This window comes from Candidatus Komeilibacteria bacterium CG_4_10_14_0_2_um_filter_37_10, assembly GCA_002793075.1.
In the GTDB taxonomy this organism is placed as follows: domain Bacteria; phylum Patescibacteriota; class Patescibacteriia; order UBA1558; family UBA1558; genus UM-FILTER-37-10.
Genome location: PFPO01000038.1, coordinates 1 through 22,468, shown reverse-complemented (window position 1 = coordinate 22,468; position 22,468 = coordinate 1). Strand labels below are relative to the sequence as shown.

Here is a 22,468-nt window from a genome sequence, read left to right as displayed (position 1 = left end):
GTTTTATGCTATCATAACAATAATTAATTATTTAAATAAAGAAGATGTTCAATTTTAACAAATTATTTGAGGATATTGGTAAGAGTAATGAAGTAACAACACACAATCCTGAAAAAGGTGAAAGAGATTCATTAAGACTCAACGAAAGCGAAATGGTATCCGAGGATCCTGTTGAAGATTTATTGGCCGAGTTTGAAGCCAAGTCAGAAGCTAAAACAAAATTAAGAAAAGGACATGACGAATGGGATGCTGATGAAGTCGCTGATGAACATAGTTCTAATATGGAAGATGAGATTTTAGATAAAATTGATCGCGAGGCAACCGGTGAAAACAGTAAGGAACTAGATGAATTAAAAGCCAAGTATGGTGAAACGAAAGACGATAGTGCTGTAAATGAAGAACCGGTTGAGGCTTGGAAAACAAAATATGTTAATGTCAATAAAGAACAAAAGAAAGAATGGTTGAAAGTTATTATTCGAAAAATTTATGATAAGGATTTTGTTAATTTTAAGAAAATTGATAGAATTGAGAAAGATAAAATTTTTAAATTATTAAATCAGAAGATAAATCGTTATATTATTGCGGCGAAAGAACAGCAGATGGTAGCGGAAGGTAAAAGAGGACTAGCTAAGAAATTAAAGGAAGATGCCGAATGGGAAGTGAAGTTAGCAGAAAAGAATGCGAAGAAGGTTAAGAAGCCAGGAAGAGCCTAAAATATATATATTGTGAGAGATTAAACAATCCAGCCATTCGTGAATGGCTGGATTGACTTTTTGTCGTTAATTTGATTAGCTATAGATAAGTACATTAAATTGGAGATTGTATGAAATATGCTATTGTTTTTGATTGGCATAATCGAGTGCTGCATTCGAGCGAATACCCACACAGTAAGTGTTTTAGCTTTGACGCAGATAGTGATGATGAAGCTATGTTAATAGCTAAAGATTATGAAAGCTATTGTCGGGCTAAATATCCCAATGAGAGTTACAATTTGTTGTCTATCTTTTCGATCATTATTGGTATTAAGTCAAGACTGGTTGATTGGCAAGGAAAGATAGCTAAGGTGCGACGTTTGCCTATTGAAAAGTGGCACGGACCACCAATACAACAAGTGATCCCTGATGAAAGTATTTTAAAAATATTAGCTTATCAGGAGCCATCACTATTTGCTAATTAAATTCATAAAGCGTCTGAACAAGGCGCTTTTTTTATCCTTGACAAAGTTGAATTAATTTGCTACTATAGGATATTAAATTCTTTAACAATTTACGTAGGAGCATTCAATGTACAATAAAATTCCCGCCTTGGTTAAGACGCTGATATTTCTTGTTTTTCTGTATAATCTTGGTGTTGGGAATTTATTCAATTATGTAATTGAAGATTCTACTAATACACCACCAGTACAGGAGCAACAAAGACGAACCATGGTCATCGAACGTTTTATTCAGGAACGTATCTCGATAGCCAAGCAAAAGATTAAAGATGGTCACCAATATAGACCCAAAGATTATTTTTCCGATTTACGTTTAATCGACGAACAATCCGTAGCGCTTAGTTGGCGACCAGCTTTTGGTAAAATTATGGAGTTACAAACTATCATAAATGATGGGTTGCAGCAAAATAAATTCACTACCAAAGAGGTTGATCGCGAGGCCAAGCTTTATAAAGATCCGTTGGTTAATCATGAGTCAATTATTTGGCTACAAATTATCCAACAAATTGGTCTTGGTCATTGGCTAATTAACAAAATACTACGTTTCTATTTTTTGAATCTGCCACTAGCTTTAATTCTTTTATTTCTCTGGCAATATCAAGATCAGAAGCGAATCATCTTGCACAATCCGATTAGTTTTTGTTTAGCAGTTATTATTTATCCGCTAACGATTGGCGTCATTTGGTACATCAGATTCAAAAATTTTGGTCGTAATGTATATGGCGAAGCTATCTTGCGAGCAGCTAAAGATAAAGCATTTAGCTCTTTGGCGCCGGATGAAATCGCTGTCATTAAGCAATTTGTCACCAGTAAGCTCCAGAGAAAAAAATATCAGGAACAAATCACATTACGATATGGTGTGGCCAGAAGATCATTATTATTTGCTTTAATGGTAACATTATTAGTGATGTTGATACCTCAGTCATTGACAGCCAAGCAAATAAAAACCACTTCGTCAGTAATAATGGTGGAGTTAGTTAATAAAGCCTCACCCATACAAAGTTCAGAAAATATCGCGAGCCACGATTTGGATAGTCAGTCTCAATTTGTTTTTATCTATCAGACGATCTGGGTAATAACGCACGCGATAGTCAAGCGTATTATTTACGGTTATCGGCAACGGATTGATCACATACCTATTAAGATAGTTGAGCGATTAAATTCATCGGAATTTATTTATCAACTTATTAAATTAATAGGAAAAAAAAGTGAAAAATTTTATTGTTATATTATTAGTTGTCGGTTTGATATCAACCGTATCTGCTCAGTTCAAGCTAGCTAGTATCACTACTAGTTTGGGCAAAGGTTCAGTTACCTCTGGTTACGACATCAATTTAACTTTTGTTCAAGAAAATGATAATAAATTATCCATAGTTGGTAATCATACTAGAGCGTATGCTGCTTACTGTTGGCCACATGACGTCATCAGTGTATCCGCTAGCGGTGGATTTTTTAAGAATACTCCTTGGGGCGGCCCAAAGATCGTGATTACTCCCACAGAGTTTCTCAGCACCTTACATTGGTTAGCTATCGGTGCCGGTGAGCCAGAACATCCAGCTTGGAAAGTAAAAATGTTATTTGGTTTCAATGCTCTCCTTGTCAAGATTGGTAATTTTCAAGTTAGTTATTCTTTGTTACATTTTTTACAGAATAAACCAGAGCACATACCGGGAACTTTTTACGGTAACAACCTTGGTGATAATTGGTCCTACTCAGTTGGCGTGGAGTATAACCTAAATACTTCCGAGCCACTTTTTCAGGGTAGTCTTAAAAAGACACTATAAACCCATTCCAGGAACATTAAGTTCCTGGTTTTTTTATTTTTGTGTTATAATACAATCGAAAATGAAACAAAATATTATTGCTTTGTTGCAAAAAAATCAAATAATCGGTAGAGGAGGAGCTTGTTTTCCTACTGCTTTGAAGTGGCAATCCGTGAAAAAAGCCAAAGGTAAACGAAAAATAGTTGTTGTTAATGCTAGTGAAGGAGAGCTAGGATTATTTAAAGATATCTACATATTAGAAAATTATTTAGACCAAGTATTTATTGGTTTGCAAACGGCTCTTGATTATTTAAATAGTACAGAGGTTTTTTTTAATTTAAATAAAAAATATTATTCAAAGATTAGCAAGTCATTGATGAGATTAGTAGAACAATATCAAGCGTCAGGATATCAAATAACTATTTATCAGGAAGAACCTAGCTACATCGGTGGTGAGGAAACAACATTATTAAATAGTATTGAGGGTAAACGCCGGCAGCCAAGAATTCGGCCACCCTATCCAGCGGAAAATGGTTTGTTTGGTTGTCCAACACTAGTACAAAACGTCGAAACGTTTTATGACATTGCCCAAGTCGCCCAAGGTAAATATGAAAACAAAAGATTTTATTGTTTATCCGGTAAGATAAAGAAAAGAGGCGTTTATCATCTAGCTAACGACTTATCAATTAGCGAAATATTGAAAATTACTAACAATTATCCTGATTTTTCGTTTATCGCACAAATTGGCGGTAGTGCCAGTGGTTTAGTATTACGTGACGATCAATTAGCCAAGCAGAAAATGATTGGTGCTGGTAGTATTGAAATCTATCCTTTAACTATTAAACCCCACGAATTATTGTATAAGTGGTTTGATTTTTATCAGCAAGAATCATGTGGTCATTGCACGCCGTGTCGTTTCGGTAGCTATCAACTATGGCAACAAATAAGAAAGAAAAAAGATATTGATTGGGAGGCAACATTAGCCTTAGTTAATTTAATGCAGAAAACATCTTTTTGTGGTTTAGGTAGCTCTTTAGCGCAAGCAGTGAACAGTTATTATCAAAATGTTATTAACTATTATGCCAGTTAAAAAAGTTCCCGTTTATATTAATAAAAAGAAGTATTTAGCTCTTCCGGGTGAGAGTATGCTGAGCGTTGCGCAACGTAATAAGATTGATATTCCCCATCTATGTTGGCATGAGGATCTACCAGTATTTGGTGGTTGTCGTATTTGTTTAGTGGAAGATAGTGATGGTAAGGTATTAACCTCTTGCACTTTACGAGCTACTAAGGATTTAGCCATAACAACCGATACTAAGGACGTTCAACAATTACGTCAACAAAACCTGCAATTATTATTAGCCAATCACCAAGCTAATTGTTGGCGTTGTCAACAAAAGTTTGATTGCCCAACCAATAAGTTAATAGAAAAATATCAGTTGGACTTCTCCGCTATTATTAAAACAAAAATTAAAGAAAAGATTCAGAAGTTAAATGTGGCAGCGGAAATAAATCCAGCTGCTTGCATAGCCTGTAATCAGTGCGCATCTATTTGCGATCAGATCGGCATTGGTTATTTACAGCTAGTAGATCAGGGCACTCTGACCACCGTGGAGACCAGTAAAGACGCCAAAGTTGATTGTATTTATTGTGGCCAATGTACAGCACACTGCCCCGTGAGTGCTGTTCATGAGCAAAATCAATTAGCCGATGTCATTGATAGTATTGAAGACAATAAAAAAATAGTGATTGCTCAAATGGCACCATCAGTACGATGTAGTATTGGCGAAGAGTTTGGTTTAGCACCGGGTACTGATTTGACCGGACAATGTTATACGGCACTAAGGCAGTTGGGTTTTGATTATGTTTTTGACGTGAATATGGGCGCCGATATTACCACGTTAGTGGAAGCAGCTGAATTACTAAAGAGGCTAAAGGAAAATAAAAATTTACCGATGTTTACTGCTTGTTGTCCAGCCTGGGTTAAGTATGTGGAATTTTATCACCCAGAATTAATAAATAATTTAACCAGTGCTCGTTCACCACATATTCACTCGGGTGGGGCTTACAAAACTTGGTGGGCTCGAGAGGAGGGCGTGAAACCAAAAAATATAGTAGTTGTATCTATTATGCCCTGTACTTCCAAAAAGTATGAAGCCCGACACACGAAATTAAAAATTAATGGTCTCTGGCCAGTTGATCATGTCATCACGACTAGAGAGTTTGCCGTGTGGTTAAAGCAACGACGCATTGACCTTGATCAACTACCGGTAAGTGATGTTGATTTGCCGGGTCAATATTCCGGCGCCGGTGCTATTTATGGTGCTAGCGGTGGTGTCATGGAGTCAGCCTTGCGAACGGCTTATGAACAGTATACTGGTAAGGCTTTAAAAAAATTGGAATTTAAACAGGTGCGCGGCAGGCAGGGAATTAAAAAAGCAGAAATCGATTTTGGCGATCGCCAATTAAAAGTAGCAGTGGCAGCAACTGTCAGAAACGCAGCTTTGTTAATTGCGGAGCTGAAAAACGATCCCCAGGCTTATCAATATATAGAAGTCATGGCTTGTCCTGGCGGTTGTATCGGTGGTGGCGGTCAACCCATTCCTCATACCCAGAAGATTGTTAGTCAGAGAACAGCGGGTTTGTATCGGCATGATAGTAAGATGAAAGTACGAAAAGCTCACGACAATCCCGTGGTTCAGGATTTTATGAATAACTATATTGCAAAATTGACCAGGCAAGAACAAGAAAGAATTTTGTTTACGACCTACACAGTAAAAAAGAAATTTGATTAAACTAATAATATAAAATACCAATGAAAAAAATAGCTATCATTTTATTTTTACCCTTGTTATTAAGTGGTTGTATTTTTAGTAGTAAAAAAAATCAATCAGTTAATACCAATACACCCCTCAATCAAAATACCTTACAACAGCAACTTATTTCACAAAGTAAAATAAAAAAATTTAATAACCCCGAGGAGTTTAAACAATATTTAACGGATAATCCCATAAGCAACAATTATCTTCGTAGCGATATGATGCGTGGAGAAGTAGCAATGTTAGCCCAAGACGCCGCCGGTAGTCAATCGACAAATTCCCTCAAGGCACCAGAGGCTAGTGTTGATTTTTCCAAAACCAATATTCAGGTAGCTGGTGTTGACGAACCAGATATTATCAAAAGTGACGGGAAGTATCTTTATGCTTTAGTTTATAACATTCTTTATATTATTGACGCTGTACCGGCGGAACAAACCAAGATTGTCAGTAGGATCAAATTCACATCGCGACCGCAAGATTTATTTATTAGCGACAACCGACTGATTGTTTTTGGCTTAGATGAGCAAATGCCGCAGCGAGAAATTTACAAAACATTTATTCGCCGTAATAGCTATACATTTTTTAAAGTCTTTGATTTGACGGATCGTAGTAATCCGGAGCAGATAAAAGATTTAACACTGGAGGGCAACTATCGTGATGCGAGAATGATCGGTGATTACGTATATTTTTTAACACAAAATTACAATTATATTGTTACCGGATCAGAACCGACATTGCCTAGAGTATTGGATAGTGATCGGGAAATCAGCAGGGTATGTACCGGACAAACAACTGGCTGTTTACAACCTGATATTTATTATTTTGATTATCCTTATACCAATTATAATTTAACCTCAGTAATGGCGGTTAATATCAAAAATATTGACGAAGCTATGAACGAAAATATTTATTTAATGTCTGATACGCAGAATTTATACGTGTCCAATAAAAATATTTATTTATCCTATACTAAATATTTAGATGAAAATCAGATTGAAATGACTATTACTAAAGAACTGGTTTGGCCGCAATTAGCCAGTAGTGATAAAGATAAAATTAGCAAGATTGAAGCTACAGAGAATTATATTTTATCGACCGAAGAGAAGCAGATTAAAATAGCAACTATTATTAATCGTTACCTTTCTTTTTTAACTGTCAGTGAGCAAGAAAAGTGGCGGCAAGATATTGAGCAACAGATTAAAGAAAAATATTCAGATTTATATAAGGAGTTAGAAAAAACAGTAATTCATAAGATAGCAATCGATGGTAATAAACTGAATTATTTAGGTAACGGCGAGATTAGTGGTACCATTCTCAACCAATTTTCTTTTGACGAACAAGATGGTTATTTGCGAGTGGCAACAACCAAGAGTCGTAGTTGGTCACGTTTTGCTGATAGTGACAACCAATCATCCTATGCCAATATTTTTATTCTTGATAGTAATCTAAAAATAGCAGGATCGGTGGAGAAATTAGCTCAGGGTGAAAGAATTTATGCCGCCCGTTTTATGGGTAATCGAGTTTATCTAGTAACTTTTCAACAAACTGATCCGTTGTTCGTTATTGATTTGTCCGAGCCTAGACAACCGGTGGTGTTAGGGCAGTTAAAAGTTCCTGGTTTTTCCAATTATTTACATCCTTATGATGAAAATACGCTTATTGGTATTGGTAAAGATACAGAAGAAATGCCCAATGGTGGTGTGCGCACTAAAGGATTAAAGTTTTCTTTGTTTGATGTGAGTAATGTGCGTTCGCCCCGAGAGATTGATACTTATTTACTGGGTGATAGCGGTAGCGACTCCATCGCTCTTTATGATCATAAGGCATTTCTTTTTGCTGCTAACAAAAATCTGTTAGTGATACCAGTTAGTGTTACTAAAGCAAGTCGGCCCGACATGTACGGTCAGCTTAATTTTAGTGGCGCTCTAGTTTTAAAAGTAACTAAATCAGGTTTTGAATTGAAAGGCGAAGTGGATCACTCAGACGGCGGGCGTGTATCTGGTCCTGATAGTTGGGGTGGCTATGAGTATTATGATAATACTGTTAAGCGTGCTCTATATATTGATGATTATTTATATACTTTTTCCAATCAGTATTTAAAAGTCAACAAGATAGAAGATTTAAAAAATGTTAAAGTATTAGGTTGGTCGACGGAAAAAAAGAGTGACGTGGAGATTTTAAAATAATATGACAGAAAATAATTGGTCTCAGAGAATTTTATTAAATATTACCACCTGTCCTAATTTTTCCTACCAGTATAAAATTAGAGAAGCAGATCGCATGGGGGAGCGCACTGTGGCCTGCTTTCCGGAGTTTGTGGGTATCGGAGAACGTAAAAAATTATATTTAGCACTGAACCACAGCAAAATAACAACCGTACCATTTGTTCATATTCGTGATGATTTTCAGAGCTGGGAACTGGATTATTTTTGGAACCAATATCAGACACGTTATTTTAATGTACACGAAGGATCGCTAGTTCATTTAAAGAGTTGGCCACAAAAATATTGGCCCCACATGTATATTGAATTTAATTATAATAATAGAATACCAGCATCGTTATTAGTTAATTTAAATAAAGTTGGTGGGTTCTGTTTAGATTTTTCTCATCTTTGGTCAGCGCGGGATCGGGGAGTATTAGAATGGGAGGTAATAAATAAGTTAATCAAGAAATATCCAGTTGGCTGTAACCATTTAAATGGCTATTCCCATCGCCGGCGGTATGATCTGCATTACGTTCGATCGATTAATCAGCTTAGCTACTTGCGGGAAATTCCGCTAAAATATTTTGGTCATTATTTGGCCCTAGAAATGAATAACTCGTTAGCTAGTCAGCAAAAATATAAAAATTATATTATTGGTCTGTTGAATAAATATTCTCATTCATAGGTATAGGGATATCAAAAAACTGATTCTATGGCAGTCTGTTTTGAGTTTCGTAATTATTAATCTGATTTTGCCCGTAGTGATTATTAAGATATTTTGCCAGTAATTTCAAATTGTGATTGATATTTTTTACTATTTTTGTCAAACATTTTGCTAGTTGCCAATTATAATAAAAAAATATTATAATATAGCCATTATGACAGAAGAATTTCGTTCTAATTTGGCCAGTAAACATATTGGGCAACAAGTTACTGTGCGCGGTTGGGTAGCCAATTTGCGCAGTAGTGGCAAAATCTTTTTTTTACAGTTGCGAGATGGCTGGGGATATTTGCAAGCAGTGGTTGCCGAAGATCAAGTTGATGCACAAACATGGCAAAATTGTCAGCAATTAACCTTAGAAAGCTCTGTTCTCGTTACTGGTATAATCAGTCAGCATCCCAAACATGCAGATCAATACGAAGTACAGGTACAAAAAGTTGAAATCGTGCATATTGCTGCTGAGTATCCGATTGGTAACAAAGAACACGGACCTGATTTTTTATTAGACCAACGCCATCTTTGGTTGCGTTCTTCTAAGCAAGTTGCTATTCAGAAAATTCGTAATACCATAATTAACGCGATTTATCAATTTTTAAATGATGATGGTTTTACTAAAATTGATTCACCTATTTTAACACCCAGCGCTTGCGAAGGAACTACGGAGCTTTTTGAAATTGATTATTTTGGTGAACGTAAAGCTTATTTATCGCAATCAGGCCAATTGTATTTAGAGGCAGCGATTGCCGCTCATGGCAAGGTATTTGATTTTGGTCCAGTATTTCGTGCGGAGAAATCCAAGACCAGAAGACACTTAACAGAATTTTGGATGATGGACGCTGAGATGGCTTTTTATCGGCACGAAGATAATTTAGCCCTGCAGGAACAGTTAATTTACTTTGTTATTCAACAAGTTTTAAATAAAAATAAAGTAGAGTTACAAATTTTAGAAAGAGATTTAGGACCACTGCAAAAAATTCAGTTACCATTTACCAGATTGACACACGCTGAAGTTGTCCAGAAATTAAATAAAATGGGTTCTGATATTAAAAGTGATGATGACTTGGGTGCTGACGATGAAACATTATTAACCAGTGATTCTGATCAACCAATTTTTGTCACTCATTGGCCAGCTAAGATTAAGGCTTTTTATATGAAACGTCAGGGTGATGTGGCATTGTGTGCTGATTTGATTGCTACTGAGGGATTCGGTGAGATTATTGGCGGCAGTCAGCGCGAAGATGATTATGAAGAGTTACTTAGCAGGATCAAGGAACATAATTTGCCTGTCGAGTATTTTCAATGGTATTTAGATACGCGCCGCTACGGTAGTGTACCCCACAGTGGTTTTGGTATTGGCTTAGAGCGCTTGGTAGGTTGGATGTGTGGTACTCATCATATTCGGGAAACTATACCATTTCCCAGAATGATTAACAGATTAGAACCATAATTTATTATAGATAACTAATTTTACTATGCAACGAATTAAAACAATAGAAACAATAGACCAGGGAGGACAGAAGGTATTATTGCAAGGTTGGGTACATGCCCGTCGTAATATGGGCAAAATTGTTTTTTTTGATTTACGAGATCGCTGGGGTTTATTACAAGTAGTTGGTGTACCGGCAGAATTAGATGAAAAATCACAAGAGGCTCTAAAAAATATTAGATCTGAATATGTAGTTTCTGTTTGGGGGGTAGTACAAAATAGGAATGAGAAACAGATTAATCCCGATTCGCTTACCGGTAAAATCGAAATTTTAGCAAAGAAGATTGAAGTGCTGAACGAAGCCGCTACGCCACCATTTGAAATAGTTAACGAAGATCGGCAAGCCAATGAAGAGCTGAGACTCAAATATCGTTATCTTGATTTAAGACATATTCGGATGAAGAATAATCTAGTTACGCGTAACAAGGTGATGATTTTTGTGCGAAACTATTTAGCGGATCAAGGATTTATTGAAATTCATACACCGATTTTAACTAAATCAACACCCGAGGGCGCGCGAGATTATTTGGTACCATCGCGAGTACATCATGGTCAATTTTTTGCTCTGCCTCAATCACCGCAACAGTACAAGCAGTTATTAATGGTGGCGGGAATGGATCGTTATTTTCAGATTGCCCCTTGTTTTCGCGACGAGGACGCGCGCGCCGATCGCAGTCCGGGAGAGTTCTATCAAATTGATATGGAAATGAGCTTTATGAAGCAAGAACAGATTTTGGATTTAGTAGAGGAAATGTTTACGAAAATGATTAGTGCAATATTTCCCACGAAAAAGATGACCTTTACTAAATGGCCGCGTTTAAATTATCAAGATGTAGTAAAAAAATATGGTACTGATAAACCAGATTTAAGGGTGAATAAAGACGATCCTAACGAATTAGCTTTTGCCTACATCATAAATTTTCCTTTGTTTACACCGCAGACAGCCGAAGATTATTTTTACGGCGCTGGTGATAAGTGGGCGCCATCACATCACATGTTTACGGCACCGCGAGAAGAGGATATCCCTTTACTGGATAGTGACCCAGGTAAAGTACGGTCCTATCAGCATGATTTGGTTTTGAATGGCTGGGAGGTTGGTGGTGGTAGTATCAGGATTCATGATCCAAAAATGCAAGAAAAAATCTTTGATTTAATCGGTTTTACCGCTGAAGATAAAAAGAAATTCAGTCATTTACTAGAAGCCTTTACTTATGGCGTACCACCACACGGTGGCATTGCTCCTGGTTTTGATCGACTAGTTTCTATTTTGTGTGGTGAACGCAGTATCAAGGAAGTAATTGCCTTCCCTTTAACCGGCGATGTCCGTGATCCGTTAATGAACGCACCATCCACGGTAGCCCAGAAGCAGTTAGATGAGCTAGGTATTGAATTAAAAAAAGAATAGATATTAAAATAAATCTGATGACCTTATCTAATTTACAAAAGTATATTTTAAAAGAAACGTTATCAGAGGCAAAAAAAATTGGTCGTCGTCGTTTTGAAAAGTTTTATGAAAGATACAAGCAAAACGTGAAGGGAGATTTAAGAGTAAAAATAATTTCTAAAAGTTTGGAACGATTGATTGAGCGCGGTTTATTGAAAGGTTATGGGGAACGTACTAAATGCAAATGGTTTATAACAGAAGTAAAATTAACAGCACGTGGTCAACGGCAAGCCAAAATATTGTTAGGTTTTCAAGAAGAATTGCCATTTTTAATAAATAAACATAAAAAATTATGAAAGTACCAGCAAAATTATTTAAAAAACTTGATGACCTGGGTATTAAATATAATTTAGTGGAACATCGACCGGTTTTTACGGCCTATGATGCCGCCCAAACAATGAAAAGAAAATTGGAGCAAATTACGAAATCGTTATTAGTGAAAGCTGGTAAAGATCATTTTTTGGTTCACGTGCCAGCCAGCAAAAATATAGATTTAAAAAAGCTGGCTAGAATTTTAAAGGTGGCTAAGGTAGAGATTCCGAGTGAGAAAGCGATTGTTAAAGTTCTTAAAATAAAACCAGGCACCCTTAGCTCTTTCGGTTTTATCCATCACATAGCCAGTATCGTTGATAAGAGTTTATTAAAGAGCAAGAAAGCAGTATTTTCTACTGGTAGTTTAATTAACAGTTTAGAACTGTCTGTGAAAGATTTTCTGAAAACTAGCGAAATGCAAGTTGGTGTATTTGCAGTAACGAAAAAATTTAAAAAAGTTAAACCACAGAAAAAAGTTAAGAAAGTAAAAAACAAAAAGAAAAAGTAATGTATCAAATAAAATTGGAAAAATTTGAAGGTCCATTAGATTTGCTATTGCAGTTGATTGAAGATCAAGAGTTACCGATTACCGAAGTAGCATTAGCGCAAGTCACTGACCAATACGTTGAATACATCCATTCGGCAGCGGCCATTAACCCCGAAGAGATCGCCGATTTTTTATTAATTGCCGCTAAATTATTATATTTAAAATCTAAAGAGTTATTACCCTTAGCTGTCTTGGAAGAGGATCAAGATATAGCGGATTTAGAGCAACAGCTGAAGATTTACAAAGAGTATCATGATGCCAGCAAATTATTAGAGAAGATGGTTAAACAGGAAAAATTTATGTATTCTCGTTTGTTACCCTTCTCTCATCAGCTCGAAAGCGGATTCTATCCACCGACCAATCTACCACTGCAAAACATGGCGGAAATATTTACTCAAGTTCTCAGGCGTTTGGAGCCAATCATTAATATACCTCGCAGTATTATTGAAAAGACGATAACGGTAACCGAGAAGATAAACCAAATTAAAAATTATATTAAACAAGCCATCACTTTTGATTTCCGTAAATTATTAAAGCAGGGCAGTCGCACAGATGTTATTATCAGTTTTTTGGCGATGTTGGAGTTGGTTAAACAAAAAGATATTGAAGCCGAGCAAAATGATTTATTCGGCAATATTACGATTAAAAAAATAGCCCAAAGTTAAGATGAATAAGACAACGATTCAAATTGAAAGTCTATTATTAATAGCTAGTAAGCCTTTGAAGATTAGTAAGATCAAAGAAATTTTACAGGTCGAAAACACGGAATTAATCAGTGCCTCCCTGCAAGATTTAAAAGATAAATACAATGGTCCGGATAGCGGCTTGCGTGTTATTGAGAATGCTGGTGTCATTCAGTTAACGACTAGTCCGGATGCTAGCGAGACAATTAAAAAATATTTGCAAGATGAAACAACCGGCGAGCTCAGCCGACCGTCGCTGGAAACATTAACGATTGTCGCTTATCGCCAACCAATTAGTAAGTCTGAATTGGAGCAAATCAGAGGTGTTAATTGTAGTTTGATTTTAAGAAACTTAATGATTAGGGGTTTGATTATCGCCAAGGAAGATAAACGAAAGCTGACAACATATTATTATGTTACCGTTGATTTTCTTAAATTTATGGGTATTAATAACGTGGCGGAATTACCAGATTATGAAAAATTAAATAATAATAAGAACTTACAACAATTAGTACAAAGTGAGGAAGATAGCGACCAATTCAATACTGTATCGCCAGAGCCGATAGTTCCCGTAAGTACAGCAGTAGAGGAGTTTCCAGAAAACCCTGTAAAAAATAATACTGGTTTGAAGATTAATATTTTCTAGATGCGTTTACAAAAGTATTTATCACTTTGCGGTTTTAGTTCGCGACGGGAGGCGGAGGGTTTAATCAAGCAAGGAAAAATTAAGGTTAATCAGCAAGTAATTTCGCAAATGGGTGTCCAGATTGAAGTCGGTAAAGACACTGTTGAGGCTTACGGCAAGCAAATAGTTCCCCCGGAGAAAAAGATTTATTTGCTCTTAGATAAGCCAGCCAATTATTTAACAACTAAGAAAGATCCCTGGCAACGACCAACGGTTTATCAATTATTACCCAAGCAATATCAGCATCTATTTCCGGTTGGACGATTGGATAATGACAGTGAGGGGCTATTGTTATTCACTAATGATGGAGATTTTACCGAAAAATTTTTACACCCACGTTATTATCATGAAAAAGAATATCTGGTTCGTTATCAGTCAAAAATTAAATCAGCATTTGTGGATCAGTTATTGAAGGGAATTATCTTGGAAGAGGGGAAGGCAATAGCGGACAAAGTTGCTATTGTTGATGAGTATCAGTTATTAATTGTTTTACACCAGGGTTTTAAAAGACAGATTAAAAGAATGGCTGAGTGTTGCGGTTATCGTGTAGTAGGGATTAAACGTGTGCGTCTGGGTAAATTTCCCATTAGTAAAATGAAAGGTCATCATTGGCAACTAATTACTAAAGAAGATATTATTTAATGCAATTTTGGACTTGGTTAATTAATTTGATAATTGTAACGCAAGCAGTAACTGGACTACAAAGTGGTTTTTGGTACTATCCGGAACAGAGTAGTGACAACCAAACTATTAGTAGGCGGCAACAGATAGTTACCATGAATCAAGTACCAGTGCGTATTGATAATAATTCATTAGGCATGGCTATCAGTGCGCCAGCAGCGAGTATTATTGATTGGCATTCTGGCGTTACTTTATGGCAAAAGGGTCCCAACGAGACAAGGTCAATAGCCAGTTTAACAAAAATGATGACGGCTTTGGTTTGGCTTGATGCGAGCGTTGAACAGAGTAAGAAAATTTCTATTAATAGCGACGATTTCGAGCCTAGTGGTAAATATATTGTGCAAACTGGCGACGAAATATTAGTCAGCGATTTACTTAATTTAACATTAGTGGCTTCGGATAACACAGCGGCCAATGCTCTTGCCCGTAGTACTGGCTGGTCCCGAGAACAATTTATTGGTCGGATGAATGATAAAGCTCAACAACTAGGTATGATCCAAACCCAGTTTGTTGATGTTAATGGTTTACGGAATCAAAACGTGTCTACTGTTAGCGATATTGTAATATTGAGCAAAAACTTTTTTAGTAAAAAAATATTTCAAGACATAACGCAACAAAAAGAATATTTACTACAGCGGCTAAATAATAAGAAAAAGTTAATAACAGTCAAAAATACTAACACTCTTTTAAATTCTTATTTAAAAGTCGATGGCGGTAAAACCGGTTTTATTGAAGAAGCTGGTGGTTGTTTGTCAGTACTTCTCGAAAATGAAAAAGGTAACAAAATTTTAATTGTTGTTTTGGGATCGACCGGACAATTAAATCGCTTCCAAGAGGCAAAAGCCTTAGCCTATTGGGCTTTTAAAAACTATCAATGGACTAACAATTAATATGTCGTATATGAAAAAAAAATATATTATCGGTAATTGGAAAATTGAGCTCAATCAAAAGGAGTCCCTACAAACAATCAAAAAAATAACAAATTATATTAAGCAACATCCGACTAATCTGCTTAATAAAAAGATTGTCATTGCTCCGGCGATAATTAATATTTCATCAGTTGCCCCGTTGATTACAGGAAAAAATATAGTACTCGCTGGTCAAGACGTGGCCAGTAAAATCCAGGGCGCATTAACCGGAGAGACGAGCGTGGTTGATTTAAAACAACAGCATTGTCGCTATGTGTTGTTGGGTCATTCTGAACGTCGGCTTTATCATGGTGAAACTGATAGTAGTGTGGCTGGGAAAATGGGCTTAGTGACACAACATGGTTTAGTTCCCATTATTTGTATTGGTGAGTCGCTACAAGATAAGAAGGGTCATAGATCCAGGCAAGCAATACAGCGCCAGCTAAATACAATTTTAGATAAAAAATATTTTCTACCAGCTAAAGAAGTGATTATTGTTTACGAACCGCTTTGGACTATTGGCCAATCAAAGCCATTGTCATTAGCAGAAACAGAAAAATCACTATTAATGATTAGGAATCTGCTAAAGCAGTCTCGATTTACCCATTTACAAATGGGCAGTATTTCTGTATTATATGGCGGCAGTATCAACGCTCAATCAGCTCGTGATTATTGGCAATCCAGCATAATTGACGGTTTATTGATTGGTCGAGCCAGCACCAGCTGGCAGTCGTTTAAAGAAATAATTAAATTATAATTATCATATGTTGATTCATTTTCAAGACCTATTATCCATTGCCCATAAAAAAAAGATTGGTTTGCCTGCTTTTAATACAGCTAATTATGAAATGACACTTGGTATTGTCCGTGGAGCGAAAAAAGCAAAACAACCGATTATTATTCAATTGACCGAGAAAAGCATTGCCTATCTTGGCCTAAAGACAGCTTGGCATATTATTGAAGATGTTGTTACGAGTGAAGCGAAAGACATACCAATGAGTGTCCATTTAGATCATGGTCATAACTTTGATTTAATAAAAGATTGTATCGCTATCGGTTTCACCTCGGTACATATTGATGCGTCGGTTGATGATTTCAGTACTAATATTCGTAAAACAAAAAAAGTTGTTGATTATGCTCACCGAAAAAACGTTTTTGTCCAGGCAGAATTGGGGCAAATGTTAGGTCGCGAAGGATTAGTAAAATATCATGCTCAATTTGAGCAAATTAAAAATTTTTTAACTGACCCGAAATTAGCTAAAGAGTTTGTTACAAAAACCGGAGTTGATACCCTAGCTATTTCGGTTGGTACTTTTCATGGAAGTTTTCCCGGGAAAGAAAAGATTTACTTTGATATTTTAGATCAGATTCATCAACAAGTTAAAATTCCTCTGGTCCTGCACGGTGCCTCTGGTTTACCAGATCAGGAGTTACGTAAAGCCATTAAACACGGTATCAGTATCGTTAATATTGACACTTCTCTGCGCTTAGCTTTTACTGCGGCCGCCAAAAGAGAACTTCAGAAGAAAAATAATTACATTGATCCACGCGATTGGCTCGGCGCCAGTGTTAATGAGGTTAGTAAAACAGTAGCACGAAAGCTTAAATATTTTAAATAGCTACCCGCTAAAAATATGTTTAATTTTTTTGTTGTCCTATTAATTTGTAGTTTAGTAACTATAGCATATTTAGTATATCGTCATTTTTCGCAGTTACGTATTATCCATCCACTATCCAGCCCCCGAGTCCAACAGGCAATCACCAAAAAAGAAATTTATGAACAGCGTTTGTTACGAATGGGACGTCAATTTGCTGGTCAAGGTCGGCATTATGCAGTTAATATTTTTCAAGATTCACTCTCCTTAATTGCCAAGCTTTATAATATTGCCTATAAGAAAGAGGAGTCTTATCGTCATAAGCTCTGGCATCAAGATCTCAAGAATTCTGTTGATCAAGATCAAAGAATTTCTCACCTCATGATCGAGTGTCAAGATCTTTTGGATCAGGAAAAGTTTGATTTAGCGGAGGCCAAGATAATTGATATTTTGAAGATTGATCCTAAAAATATTGAGGCTTATCAAAAATTAGGACGGCTATATCGCACGATTAAACAATATGATCAAGCGATAGAGGTTTATAATTATTTATTGCGAGTAGCTAGTAATGCGCACATTTATGCCGATTTAGCTGCAATCGCTGAGGAACGTGGTGATTTGAAAGAAGCCGAAAAAAATTATCTAGCTGCCTTACAACAAGGTGAACAACAGGGCGAATATTACTTTAACTTAGCTGTATTGTATAAGCAGCAGGAAAATTTTGTTACGGCCCAGGAATATGTAACTAAAGCATTAGAATTAAATGGTAACAATCCTAGGCATCTTGACTTTTTGATTCAAGTCAGTATAATTAACCGAGATAAAAAAGCAGCACAAGCCGCGCTAGGTAAATTAATTGAAGTTAATTCAGATAATAATAAGATTGTCGATTATCAAGAACAGATCGCAATATTATAGTTCTGATTCGATCAGTAAATTGTGCCGATGTAGCTCAGTTGGTAGAGCAACTCCATGGTAAGGAGTAGGTCCGCAGTTCAAGTCTGCGCATCGGCTCCACTCCTATCTATGTTAGTTAATAGTTTGGAGTAGAGTCTATAATATTTGTGGGTCGGTACCAAAGCGGTCAACTGGGACAGACTGTAAATCTGTTGGCCTTGCGCCTTCGTAGGTTCGAATCCTACCCGGCCCACCACGTCATAATTTATTTCACAGCTGCGTGTATCGAGTCTAGCTCGATCCACTTCGCCGTTCAATAAATTATTCCTTTAAAATCTTCACTTTTCTTCTCCGCTCTAAGCGGATCAGACCAAGTGAAGATTTTTAACAAGTCTGAATCACTCCACTCAGCTCGCAAGCAATATTCCTTTTCTTCGCACACTTATCCGCCTTTGGCGGACCAAGTGCGCTCAGATTAGAAAGTTATACATTATTATTTATTAAATATAAAGATAGGTTTATTTACTTGTCATTACGTGCTTCAGACTTGTTCTGAAGCACTCTGCCGTTCAATAAATTATTCCTTTTAAAAATACACTTGGGCCGAATCAAGCTCTGCTTGACGAGGTTAAGTGTATTTTTATTTATGGTATTTAACAAAGACCTGATATAATGATTATAGAGTTATGATCAGGATGTTTCAATTATTAAAGAATAATAAGTTAAATATATTAATACTATTGACGGTAGTACTAACTTTTTTTGTATTCTCCTATCACCCCTTGGATGCCGATGAGGGAGTTGTTATAAATGGCGCTGGGAAAATGCTCCAGGGGCAGAGGTTATACCAAGATTTCTTTGAATATTTGGCACCTGGTTCTTTTTTGTTTATTTTTGTTATTCTTAAGTTTTTCGGTATGACTTATTACGCAGTTAAAATAGGCGCTATTTTATTGTTATTACTTGGTTTTTATTTTTTATATCAGCTCACCAAATCACTAGAGTTAACGAAAAAAATATACATATTATTTATTTTGTGGTGGTTATACTTGTTATCTTTTACCGCCGCTCTAATCAATCACAATGTTTTTAGTACCATAACGGTTATCCTAGCTTTTTATTGGTTGTGGCGATTTATTTATCAGCAGGCTCGACGAGATTTATTGTTAGCTAGTTCCTTTTCTGGGTTAACAATCTATTTTTTGCAAAGTAAGGGACTGATGATAATTTTAGCCTTTTTGGTGATTATGTATTTCTTTTTGCCGAGAGAGGACAAAATGAAGAAAATTTTATTATTCTTATTGCCAATTATTGCCTTGTCTATTTTATCCATACTTTTTTTTGGTTTTCAGCAATTTACCAATTTGCTTTTAGTAAGCTCTGATTATTTATTAATGAATAAGGTGTCTTATATTTTTTGGTTAATGGCTATATTTATATGTTGTTTAATTGGCTTTTATAGTTGGTGGCACGAACACAATCGTTCTCGTAATATCATTTTAATGTTAGTTATTTTGCAATTCTTTTTATTACTTTCTATTTTTAATCGTCCTGATTTTAATCATTTAGTCATTAATATTTGGCCATTATTATTAATATTTATTTACTATAGTAATAATTATTTGACTAATAAATCCCAGCAAGTAAATTTTTTGATTTCATTTTTAATAGTAGCGTGTATTTTACAAGGTGTTAATAATTTTAATATCTACCATTATCAAGACAGATTTAAAATTATTGATAATATTGTCGGTTCCGAACAAATTTTCGCTCATCCATTTTTGCCGGGTTTATATTTTGATTTAGGTAAAGATAATCCTTACTTTACCAGTGTGCCAGAAACCATTCAGGGTAACGCTTATTTTTTACAAAATAATTATCAAACATTGATTGATCAGCAACCGGGTTTTGTGATCACGAATTATGAGTTGGTGCGAAAATTTAATTATCAAAAAAATATAATTGATGATTATATAGCAGCTAATTACCAAGTAAAAACTAAAGTTGGTTCTTTGGAGATATGGGAGAGAAAATAAAATGCCAGAATTACCCGAAGTCGAGACAATCCGTGAAGATTTAAATAAATTAATTGTTCATAAAAAAATTAATCAAATAATTATTCGTAATCGAAGCATAGTGAAAGGTAATGTTGTATCTTTTAAACGAAGGTTACAAAATCAAACCATTAAGCGTGTCGACCGCAGGGGAAAATTATTAATTTTTATTTTATCTAATAATTATTACCTCTTGGTACATTTACGAATGACCGGACAGATTTTTTTTCAAGATTCAAAGCATTTAATTGGCGGGGGACATGCAGAAAAAAATAGCAGTTTAGTTTTGCCCGCTATGCACACTCATTTAGTTCTGCGTTTATCGGGAAGTAGTAACATCTTTTATAATGACAGTCGTCGGTTTGGTTACTGGCAAGTAGTCACTCAGCAAGAATTTGCGTTAATCGAAAAGCATTATGGGCCCGAACCATTAGCTGATAATTTTTCTCTAGATTATTGGTTATTACTGTGTAAAGCAAATAAGAGTAAGTTTTTAAAAGTTGTTTTATTGGATCAAACAAAGATTGCCGGCATTGGTAACATTTATGCTGATGAAATTTGTTTCGCGGCCAAAGTTAAACCCACCAGAACTATTAGTAGTTTGCGTCTAAAAGAAAAGAAAAACATTTTTTTGGCGATAAAAAAAATTATTAAAAATGGAGTAAAGTATCGTGGTACGACCTTTTCTGATTACCGTGACGCCAGTGGTCACCAAGGCAACTATCTAGATAGATTAAAAGTGTATGGACGTCAAAATAAAAGCTGTCTCAAGTGTGGTCAGGCGATTACTAAGATACGTTTTCATGGTCGCGGTACGCATTATTGCCAATTTTGCCAATATTGACAAGAGTAATTATTTATATTATTATTGATGAAGCTTTTGCCACTCTAGCTCAACTGGTTGAGCAACGGTTTTGTAAACCGTAGGTTGTCGGTTCGAGTCCGACGAGTGGCTCCATTAATTAATTAAGTACCGATTATGTCACAAGATAATCTTATCAAGTTTGAATGCACTGCATGCAAACGCGTTAATTATCACAGTAAGAAGAACAAAAAAATTATTAAGCAGCGATTAGAATTGAAGAAATACTGTATTCATTGCCGCAAACACACACCGCATAAAGAGACTAAGTAATTTATCATAATTCTATGATAAAAAAAATATTTGTTTTAGCATTGATTTTGATCGCTATCAATTATTTTTATGGTGCTAAGGTGGCCAGTTGGTGGCAATCTTGGCGTAGTGGTGCCAAGGTTAATGACTATGCTCAACAGCTAACTAACAAAGCGGCAGATGAGTTCCAAGATCAAACAACGAAGTATTCTGAACAGTTGATTAAAATGACAGCGACGAGCTTAACAGAAGAAGGCAAGAAAAAAATTGATGAGTGGCTTAATACCAATAAGCTTAATGAATATGGTGATCCTCAAGATACAAGCTATACTGGTGGTACGCCAGCATTTAATGAAGAGACTGGGGAAATAAAGAATCGATTTGAACTAATTTTAAATAAATGGCCTGATTTGATTAGTCGGTTTCAATTATCGGTGGACGAGTTGAAAAAAAATATTGATGAAGCACGGCAAAAAAATAGTAATATACCAAAGTAGCAGTTAGAAAAAATACAATATTATTAATGGGGGTGTCGTATATCCAGCTGCTCGCGAGCAGCTGGATATAATGGTAGATATAATATAATTTATTACAGGGTGCATAATTATTAATATTTATTAATATGTACCATGTATATATATTATTAGATGCCAATGGAAAAAAATATATTGGTTATTCTAACGATTTAAAAAGAAGATTATGGGAACATCAGAACGGAAAATCTTTCTATACGAGAAGGTTAGAAGATGTTAAGATATATTATTATGAATCGTATAGTAACAAGGATTTAGCAAGAGCAAGAGAAAAAAATTTAAAAAAATACGGTTCATCTTATCATGGTTTATTAAAAAGATTAAAATTAAAATAGAATATTATTAATGGGGGTGTCGTATAATGGTAGTACAATGGTCTCCAAAACCATTTGCGTGGGTTCGATTCCTACCACCCCTGCCACGAGATTGTGATCCAGTTTTAGCTGGGTTTTTTTATTACAAACATTTGACTTTATAAGAGGGTGCTTGTAAGATTGTTTTAGTCGAACATTAACATAAAAGAGGCAGAAAAATGTACTTAGATGTAAAGAAAAAATTAGTAAAATCAAGGTTTATGCAGATTGCCAAGGGGGATGACAACTTAGTTATTTGGCATTCGTTATTTGGATCACCAAAAATAATTTCATTTGAAACACTAGAGCTTATAAATTTATTTTCTCAACCAATCAGCATTGAATCGGTCTGCGAAGATTACGACCTAGATGGAGATATTATCGAATTGTTTACTGAATTAGTAAGTTCATATTTTTTGATCAGTCAAGACATTGATGAGCGTAAAATTATTAACG

Annotated in this window: 25 protein-coding genes and 4 tRNA genes; all 29 read left to right on the top strand. The window is 35.6% G+C overall.

What is annotated here, in order from left to right; translation table 11 throughout:
* The first annotated feature begins 44 nt into the window (after nt 1–44).
* Nucleotides 45–713 (top strand): hypothetical protein, encoded by a 669-nt coding sequence (locus tag COX77_02075; protein ID PIZ99274.1) that lies wholly within the window; start codon nt 45–47, stop codon nt 711–713.
* Between the two features lie 110 nt (nt 714–823).
* Nucleotides 824–1,177 carry a hypothetical protein gene (locus tag COX77_02070; GenBank protein ID PIZ99273.1) on the top strand — a complete coding sequence of 118 codons (354 nt, stop codon included), beginning with the start codon at nt 824–826 and terminating at the stop codon, nt 1,175–1,177.
* A gap of 106 nt (nt 1,178–1,283) precedes the next feature.
* A complete protein-coding gene (locus COX77_02065) occupies nt 1,284–2,495 on the top strand; it encodes a hypothetical protein (GenBank protein ID PIZ99272.1) in 1,212 nt (403 codons plus the stop codon).
* Nucleotides 2,422–2,997, top strand: a complete 576-nt coding sequence (locus COX77_02060) for a hypothetical protein (GenBank protein PIZ99271.1) — start codon at nt 2,422–2,424, stop codon at nt 2,995–2,997. Before COX77_02065 ends, COX77_02060 begins: the two co-directional genes overlap by 74 nt.
* A gap of 61 nt (nt 2,998–3,058) precedes the next feature.
* Nucleotides 3,059–4,066 carry a hypothetical protein gene (locus COX77_02055; protein ID PIZ99270.1) on the top strand — a complete coding sequence of 336 codons (1,008 nt, stop codon included), beginning with the start codon at nt 3,059–3,061 and terminating at the stop codon, nt 4,064–4,066.
* Nucleotides 4,041–5,771 (top strand): ferredoxin, encoded by a 1,731-nt coding sequence (locus tag COX77_02050; protein PIZ99269.1) that lies wholly within the window; start codon nt 4,041–4,043, stop codon nt 5,769–5,771. The genes COX77_02055 and COX77_02050 overlap by 26 nt, the downstream gene beginning before the upstream one ends.
* 20 nt (nt 5,772–5,791) lie before the next feature.
* Complete coding sequence (locus tag COX77_02045) at nt 5,792–7,981, top strand: hypothetical protein (protein ID PIZ99268.1); 2,190 nt, start codon at nt 5,792–5,794, stop codon at nt 7,979–7,981.
* Between the two features lies 1 nt (nt 7,982).
* A complete protein-coding gene (locus COX77_02040) occupies nt 7,983–8,684 on the top strand; it encodes a hypothetical protein (protein ID PIZ99267.1) in 702 nt (233 codons plus the stop codon).
* A 193-nt stretch (nt 8,685–8,877) separates the two neighbouring features.
* Nucleotides 8,878–10,167 carry an asparagine--tRNA ligase gene (locus tag COX77_02035; GenBank protein PIZ99266.1) on the top strand — a complete coding sequence of 430 codons (1,290 nt, stop codon included), beginning with the start codon at nt 8,878–8,880 and terminating at the stop codon, nt 10,165–10,167.
* A 25-nt stretch (nt 10,168–10,192) separates the two neighbouring features.
* Entirely contained in the window at nt 10,193–11,611 is a 1,419-nt protein-coding gene (gene aspS / locus COX77_02030) for an aspartate--tRNA ligase (protein ID PIZ99265.1), read from the top strand.
* A gap of 17 nt (nt 11,612–11,628) precedes the next feature.
* Nucleotides 11,629–11,946 (top strand): hypothetical protein, encoded by a 318-nt coding sequence (locus tag COX77_02025; protein PIZ99264.1) that lies wholly within the window; start codon nt 11,629–11,631, stop codon nt 11,944–11,946.
* Nucleotides 11,943–12,470, top strand: coding sequence for a hypothetical protein (locus COX77_02020; protein ID PIZ99263.1), 528 nt, complete (start codon nt 11,943–11,945; stop codon nt 12,468–12,470). The genes COX77_02025 and COX77_02020 overlap by 4 nt, the downstream gene beginning before the upstream one ends.
* Nucleotides 12,470–13,174, top strand: a complete 705-nt coding sequence (locus tag COX77_02015) for a hypothetical protein (protein PIZ99262.1) — start codon at nt 12,470–12,472, stop codon at nt 13,172–13,174. Before COX77_02020 ends, COX77_02015 begins: the two co-directional genes overlap by 1 nt.
* Before the next feature lies 1 nt (nt 13,175).
* The gene (scpB, locus tag COX77_02010; protein PIZ99261.1) at nt 13,176–13,838 is read left to right on the top strand and encodes an SMC-Scp complex subunit ScpB; all 663 of its coding nucleotides are present in this window, start codon (nt 13,176–13,178) and stop codon (nt 13,836–13,838) included.
* A complete protein-coding gene (locus COX77_02005) occupies nt 13,839–14,519 on the top strand; it encodes a pseudouridine synthase (protein PIZ99260.1) in 681 nt (226 codons plus the stop codon).
* The gene (locus COX77_02000) at nt 14,519–15,448 is read left to right on the top strand and encodes a hypothetical protein (GenBank protein PIZ99259.1); all 930 of its coding nucleotides are present in this window, start codon (nt 14,519–14,521) and stop codon (nt 15,446–15,448) included. Before COX77_02005 ends, COX77_02000 begins: the two co-directional genes overlap by 1 nt.
* A 1-nt stretch (nt 15,449) precedes the next feature.
* The gene (locus tag COX77_01995; GenBank protein PIZ99258.1) at nt 15,450–16,223 is read left to right on the top strand and encodes a hypothetical protein; all 774 of its coding nucleotides are present in this window, start codon (nt 15,450–15,452) and stop codon (nt 16,221–16,223) included.
* Between the two features lie 7 nt (nt 16,224–16,230).
* Nucleotides 16,231–17,085, top strand: coding sequence for a tagatose-bisphosphate aldolase (gene kbaY / locus COX77_01990; protein ID PIZ99257.1), 855 nt, complete (start codon nt 16,231–16,233; stop codon nt 17,083–17,085).
* Nucleotides 17,086–17,100: 15 nt separating this feature from the next.
* Nucleotides 17,101–17,979, top strand: a complete 879-nt coding sequence (locus tag COX77_01985) for a hypothetical protein (protein PIZ99256.1) — start codon at nt 17,101–17,103, stop codon at nt 17,977–17,979.
* 23 nt (nt 17,980–18,002) lie between these two features.
* A tRNA-Thr gene (locus COX77_01980) sits at nt 18,003–18,078 on the top strand.
* Nucleotides 18,079–18,127: 49 nt separating this feature from the next.
* Nucleotides 18,128–18,214: transfer RNA gene (locus COX77_01975), tRNA-Tyr, on the top strand.
* Nucleotides 18,215–18,653: 439 nt separating this feature from the next.
* Nucleotides 18,654–19,994 carry a hypothetical protein gene (locus COX77_01970; protein PIZ99255.1) on the top strand — a complete coding sequence of 447 codons (1,341 nt, stop codon included), beginning with the start codon at nt 18,654–18,656 and terminating at the stop codon, nt 19,992–19,994.
* Between the two features lies 1 nt (nt 19,995).
* Complete coding sequence (locus tag COX77_01965) at nt 19,996–20,856, top strand: DNA-formamidopyrimidine glycosylase (protein PIZ99254.1); 861 nt, start codon at nt 19,996–19,998, stop codon at nt 20,854–20,856.
* 38 nt (nt 20,857–20,894) lie between these two features.
* Nucleotides 20,895–20,970: transfer RNA gene (locus tag COX77_01960), tRNA-Thr, on the top strand.
* Between the two features lie 21 nt (nt 20,971–20,991).
* Nucleotides 20,992–21,147 carry a 50S ribosomal protein L33 gene (gene rpmG, locus COX77_01955; GenBank protein ID PIZ99253.1) on the top strand — a complete coding sequence of 52 codons (156 nt, stop codon included), beginning with the start codon at nt 20,992–20,994 and terminating at the stop codon, nt 21,145–21,147.
* 14 nt (nt 21,148–21,161) lie between these two features.
* The gene (locus tag COX77_01950; protein PIZ99252.1) at nt 21,162–21,623 is read left to right on the top strand and encodes a hypothetical protein; all 462 of its coding nucleotides are present in this window, start codon (nt 21,162–21,164) and stop codon (nt 21,621–21,623) included.
* A 125-nt stretch (nt 21,624–21,748) separates the two neighbouring features.
* A complete protein-coding gene (locus tag COX77_01945; GenBank protein ID PIZ99251.1) occupies nt 21,749–21,994 on the top strand; it encodes a hypothetical protein in 246 nt (81 codons plus the stop codon).
* A 12-nt stretch (nt 21,995–22,006) separates the two neighbouring features.
* Nucleotides 22,007–22,080 (top strand) — tRNA-Trp (locus COX77_01940).
* 111 nt (nt 22,081–22,191) lie between these two features.
* The coding region (locus COX77_01935) for a hypothetical protein (GenBank protein ID PIZ99250.1) at nt 22,192–22,468 on the top strand (277 nt) is incomplete at its 3' end.

Bases quoted from the DNA above. Each gene is read 5' to 3' on its own strand.
- COX77_01950 (PIZ99252.1), top strand. From the start codon at position 21,162: ATGATAAAAAAAATATTTGTTTTAGCATTGATTTTGATCGCTATCAAT.
- scpB (PIZ99261.1), top strand. From the start codon at position 13,176: ATGAATAAGACAACGATTCAAATTGAAAGTCTATTATTAATAGCTAGT.
- COX77_01985 (PIZ99256.1), top strand. From the start codon at position 17,101: ATGTTTAATTTTTTTGTTGTCCTATTAATTTGTAGTTTAGTAACTATA.
- COX77_02025 (PIZ99264.1), top strand. From the start codon at position 11,629: ATGACCTTATCTAATTTACAAAAGTATATTTTAAAAGAAACGTTATCA.
- COX77_02005 (PIZ99260.1), top strand. From the start codon at position 13,839: ATGCGTTTACAAAAGTATTTATCACTTTGCGGTTTTAGTTCGCGACGG.
- COX77_01970 (PIZ99255.1), top strand. From the start codon at position 18,654: ATGTTTCAATTATTAAAGAATAATAAGTTAAATATATTAATACTATTG.
- COX77_01995 (PIZ99258.1), top strand. From the start codon at position 15,450: ATGTCGTATATGAAAAAAAAATATATTATCGGTAATTGGAAAATTGAG.
- COX77_02040 (PIZ99267.1), top strand. From the start codon at position 7,983: ATGACAGAAAATAATTGGTCTCAGAGAATTTTATTAAATATTACCACC.
- COX77_02055 (PIZ99270.1), top strand. From the start codon at position 3,059: ATGAAACAAAATATTATTGCTTTGTTGCAAAAAAATCAAATAATCGGT.
- COX77_02015 (PIZ99262.1), top strand. From the start codon at position 12,470: ATGTATCAAATAAAATTGGAAAAATTTGAAGGTCCATTAGATTTGCTA.
- kbaY (PIZ99257.1), top strand. From the start codon at position 16,231: ATGTTGATTCATTTTCAAGACCTATTATCCATTGCCCATAAAAAAAAG.
- COX77_02020 (PIZ99263.1), top strand. From the start codon at position 11,943: ATGAAAGTACCAGCAAAATTATTTAAAAAACTTGATGACCTGGGTATT.
- COX77_01945 (PIZ99251.1), top strand. From the start codon at position 21,749: ATGTACCATGTATATATATTATTAGATGCCAATGGAAAAAAATATATT.
- aspS (PIZ99265.1), top strand. From the start codon at position 10,193: ATGCAACGAATTAAAACAATAGAAACAATAGACCAGGGAGGACAGAAG.
- COX77_02070 (PIZ99273.1), top strand. From the start codon at position 824: ATGAAATATGCTATTGTTTTTGATTGGCATAATCGAGTGCTGCATTCG.
- COX77_02075 (PIZ99274.1), top strand. From the start codon at position 45: ATGTTCAATTTTAACAAATTATTTGAGGATATTGGTAAGAGTAATGAA.
- COX77_01965 (PIZ99254.1), top strand. From the start codon at position 19,996: ATGCCAGAATTACCCGAAGTCGAGACAATCCGTGAAGATTTAAATAAA.
- COX77_02035 (PIZ99266.1), top strand. From the start codon at position 8,878: ATGACAGAAGAATTTCGTTCTAATTTGGCCAGTAAACATATTGGGCAA.
- rpmG (PIZ99253.1), top strand. From the start codon at position 20,992: ATGTCACAAGATAATCTTATCAAGTTTGAATGCACTGCATGCAAACGC.
- COX77_02065 (PIZ99272.1), top strand. From the start codon at position 1,284: ATGTACAATAAAATTCCCGCCTTGGTTAAGACGCTGATATTTCTTGTT.
- COX77_02050 (PIZ99269.1), top strand. From the start codon at position 4,041: ATGTTATTAACTATTATGCCAGTTAAAAAAGTTCCCGTTTATATTAAT.
- COX77_02045 (PIZ99268.1), top strand. From the start codon at position 5,792: ATGAAAAAAATAGCTATCATTTTATTTTTACCCTTGTTATTAAGTGGT.
- COX77_02000 (PIZ99259.1), top strand. From the start codon at position 14,519: ATGCAATTTTGGACTTGGTTAATTAATTTGATAATTGTAACGCAAGCA.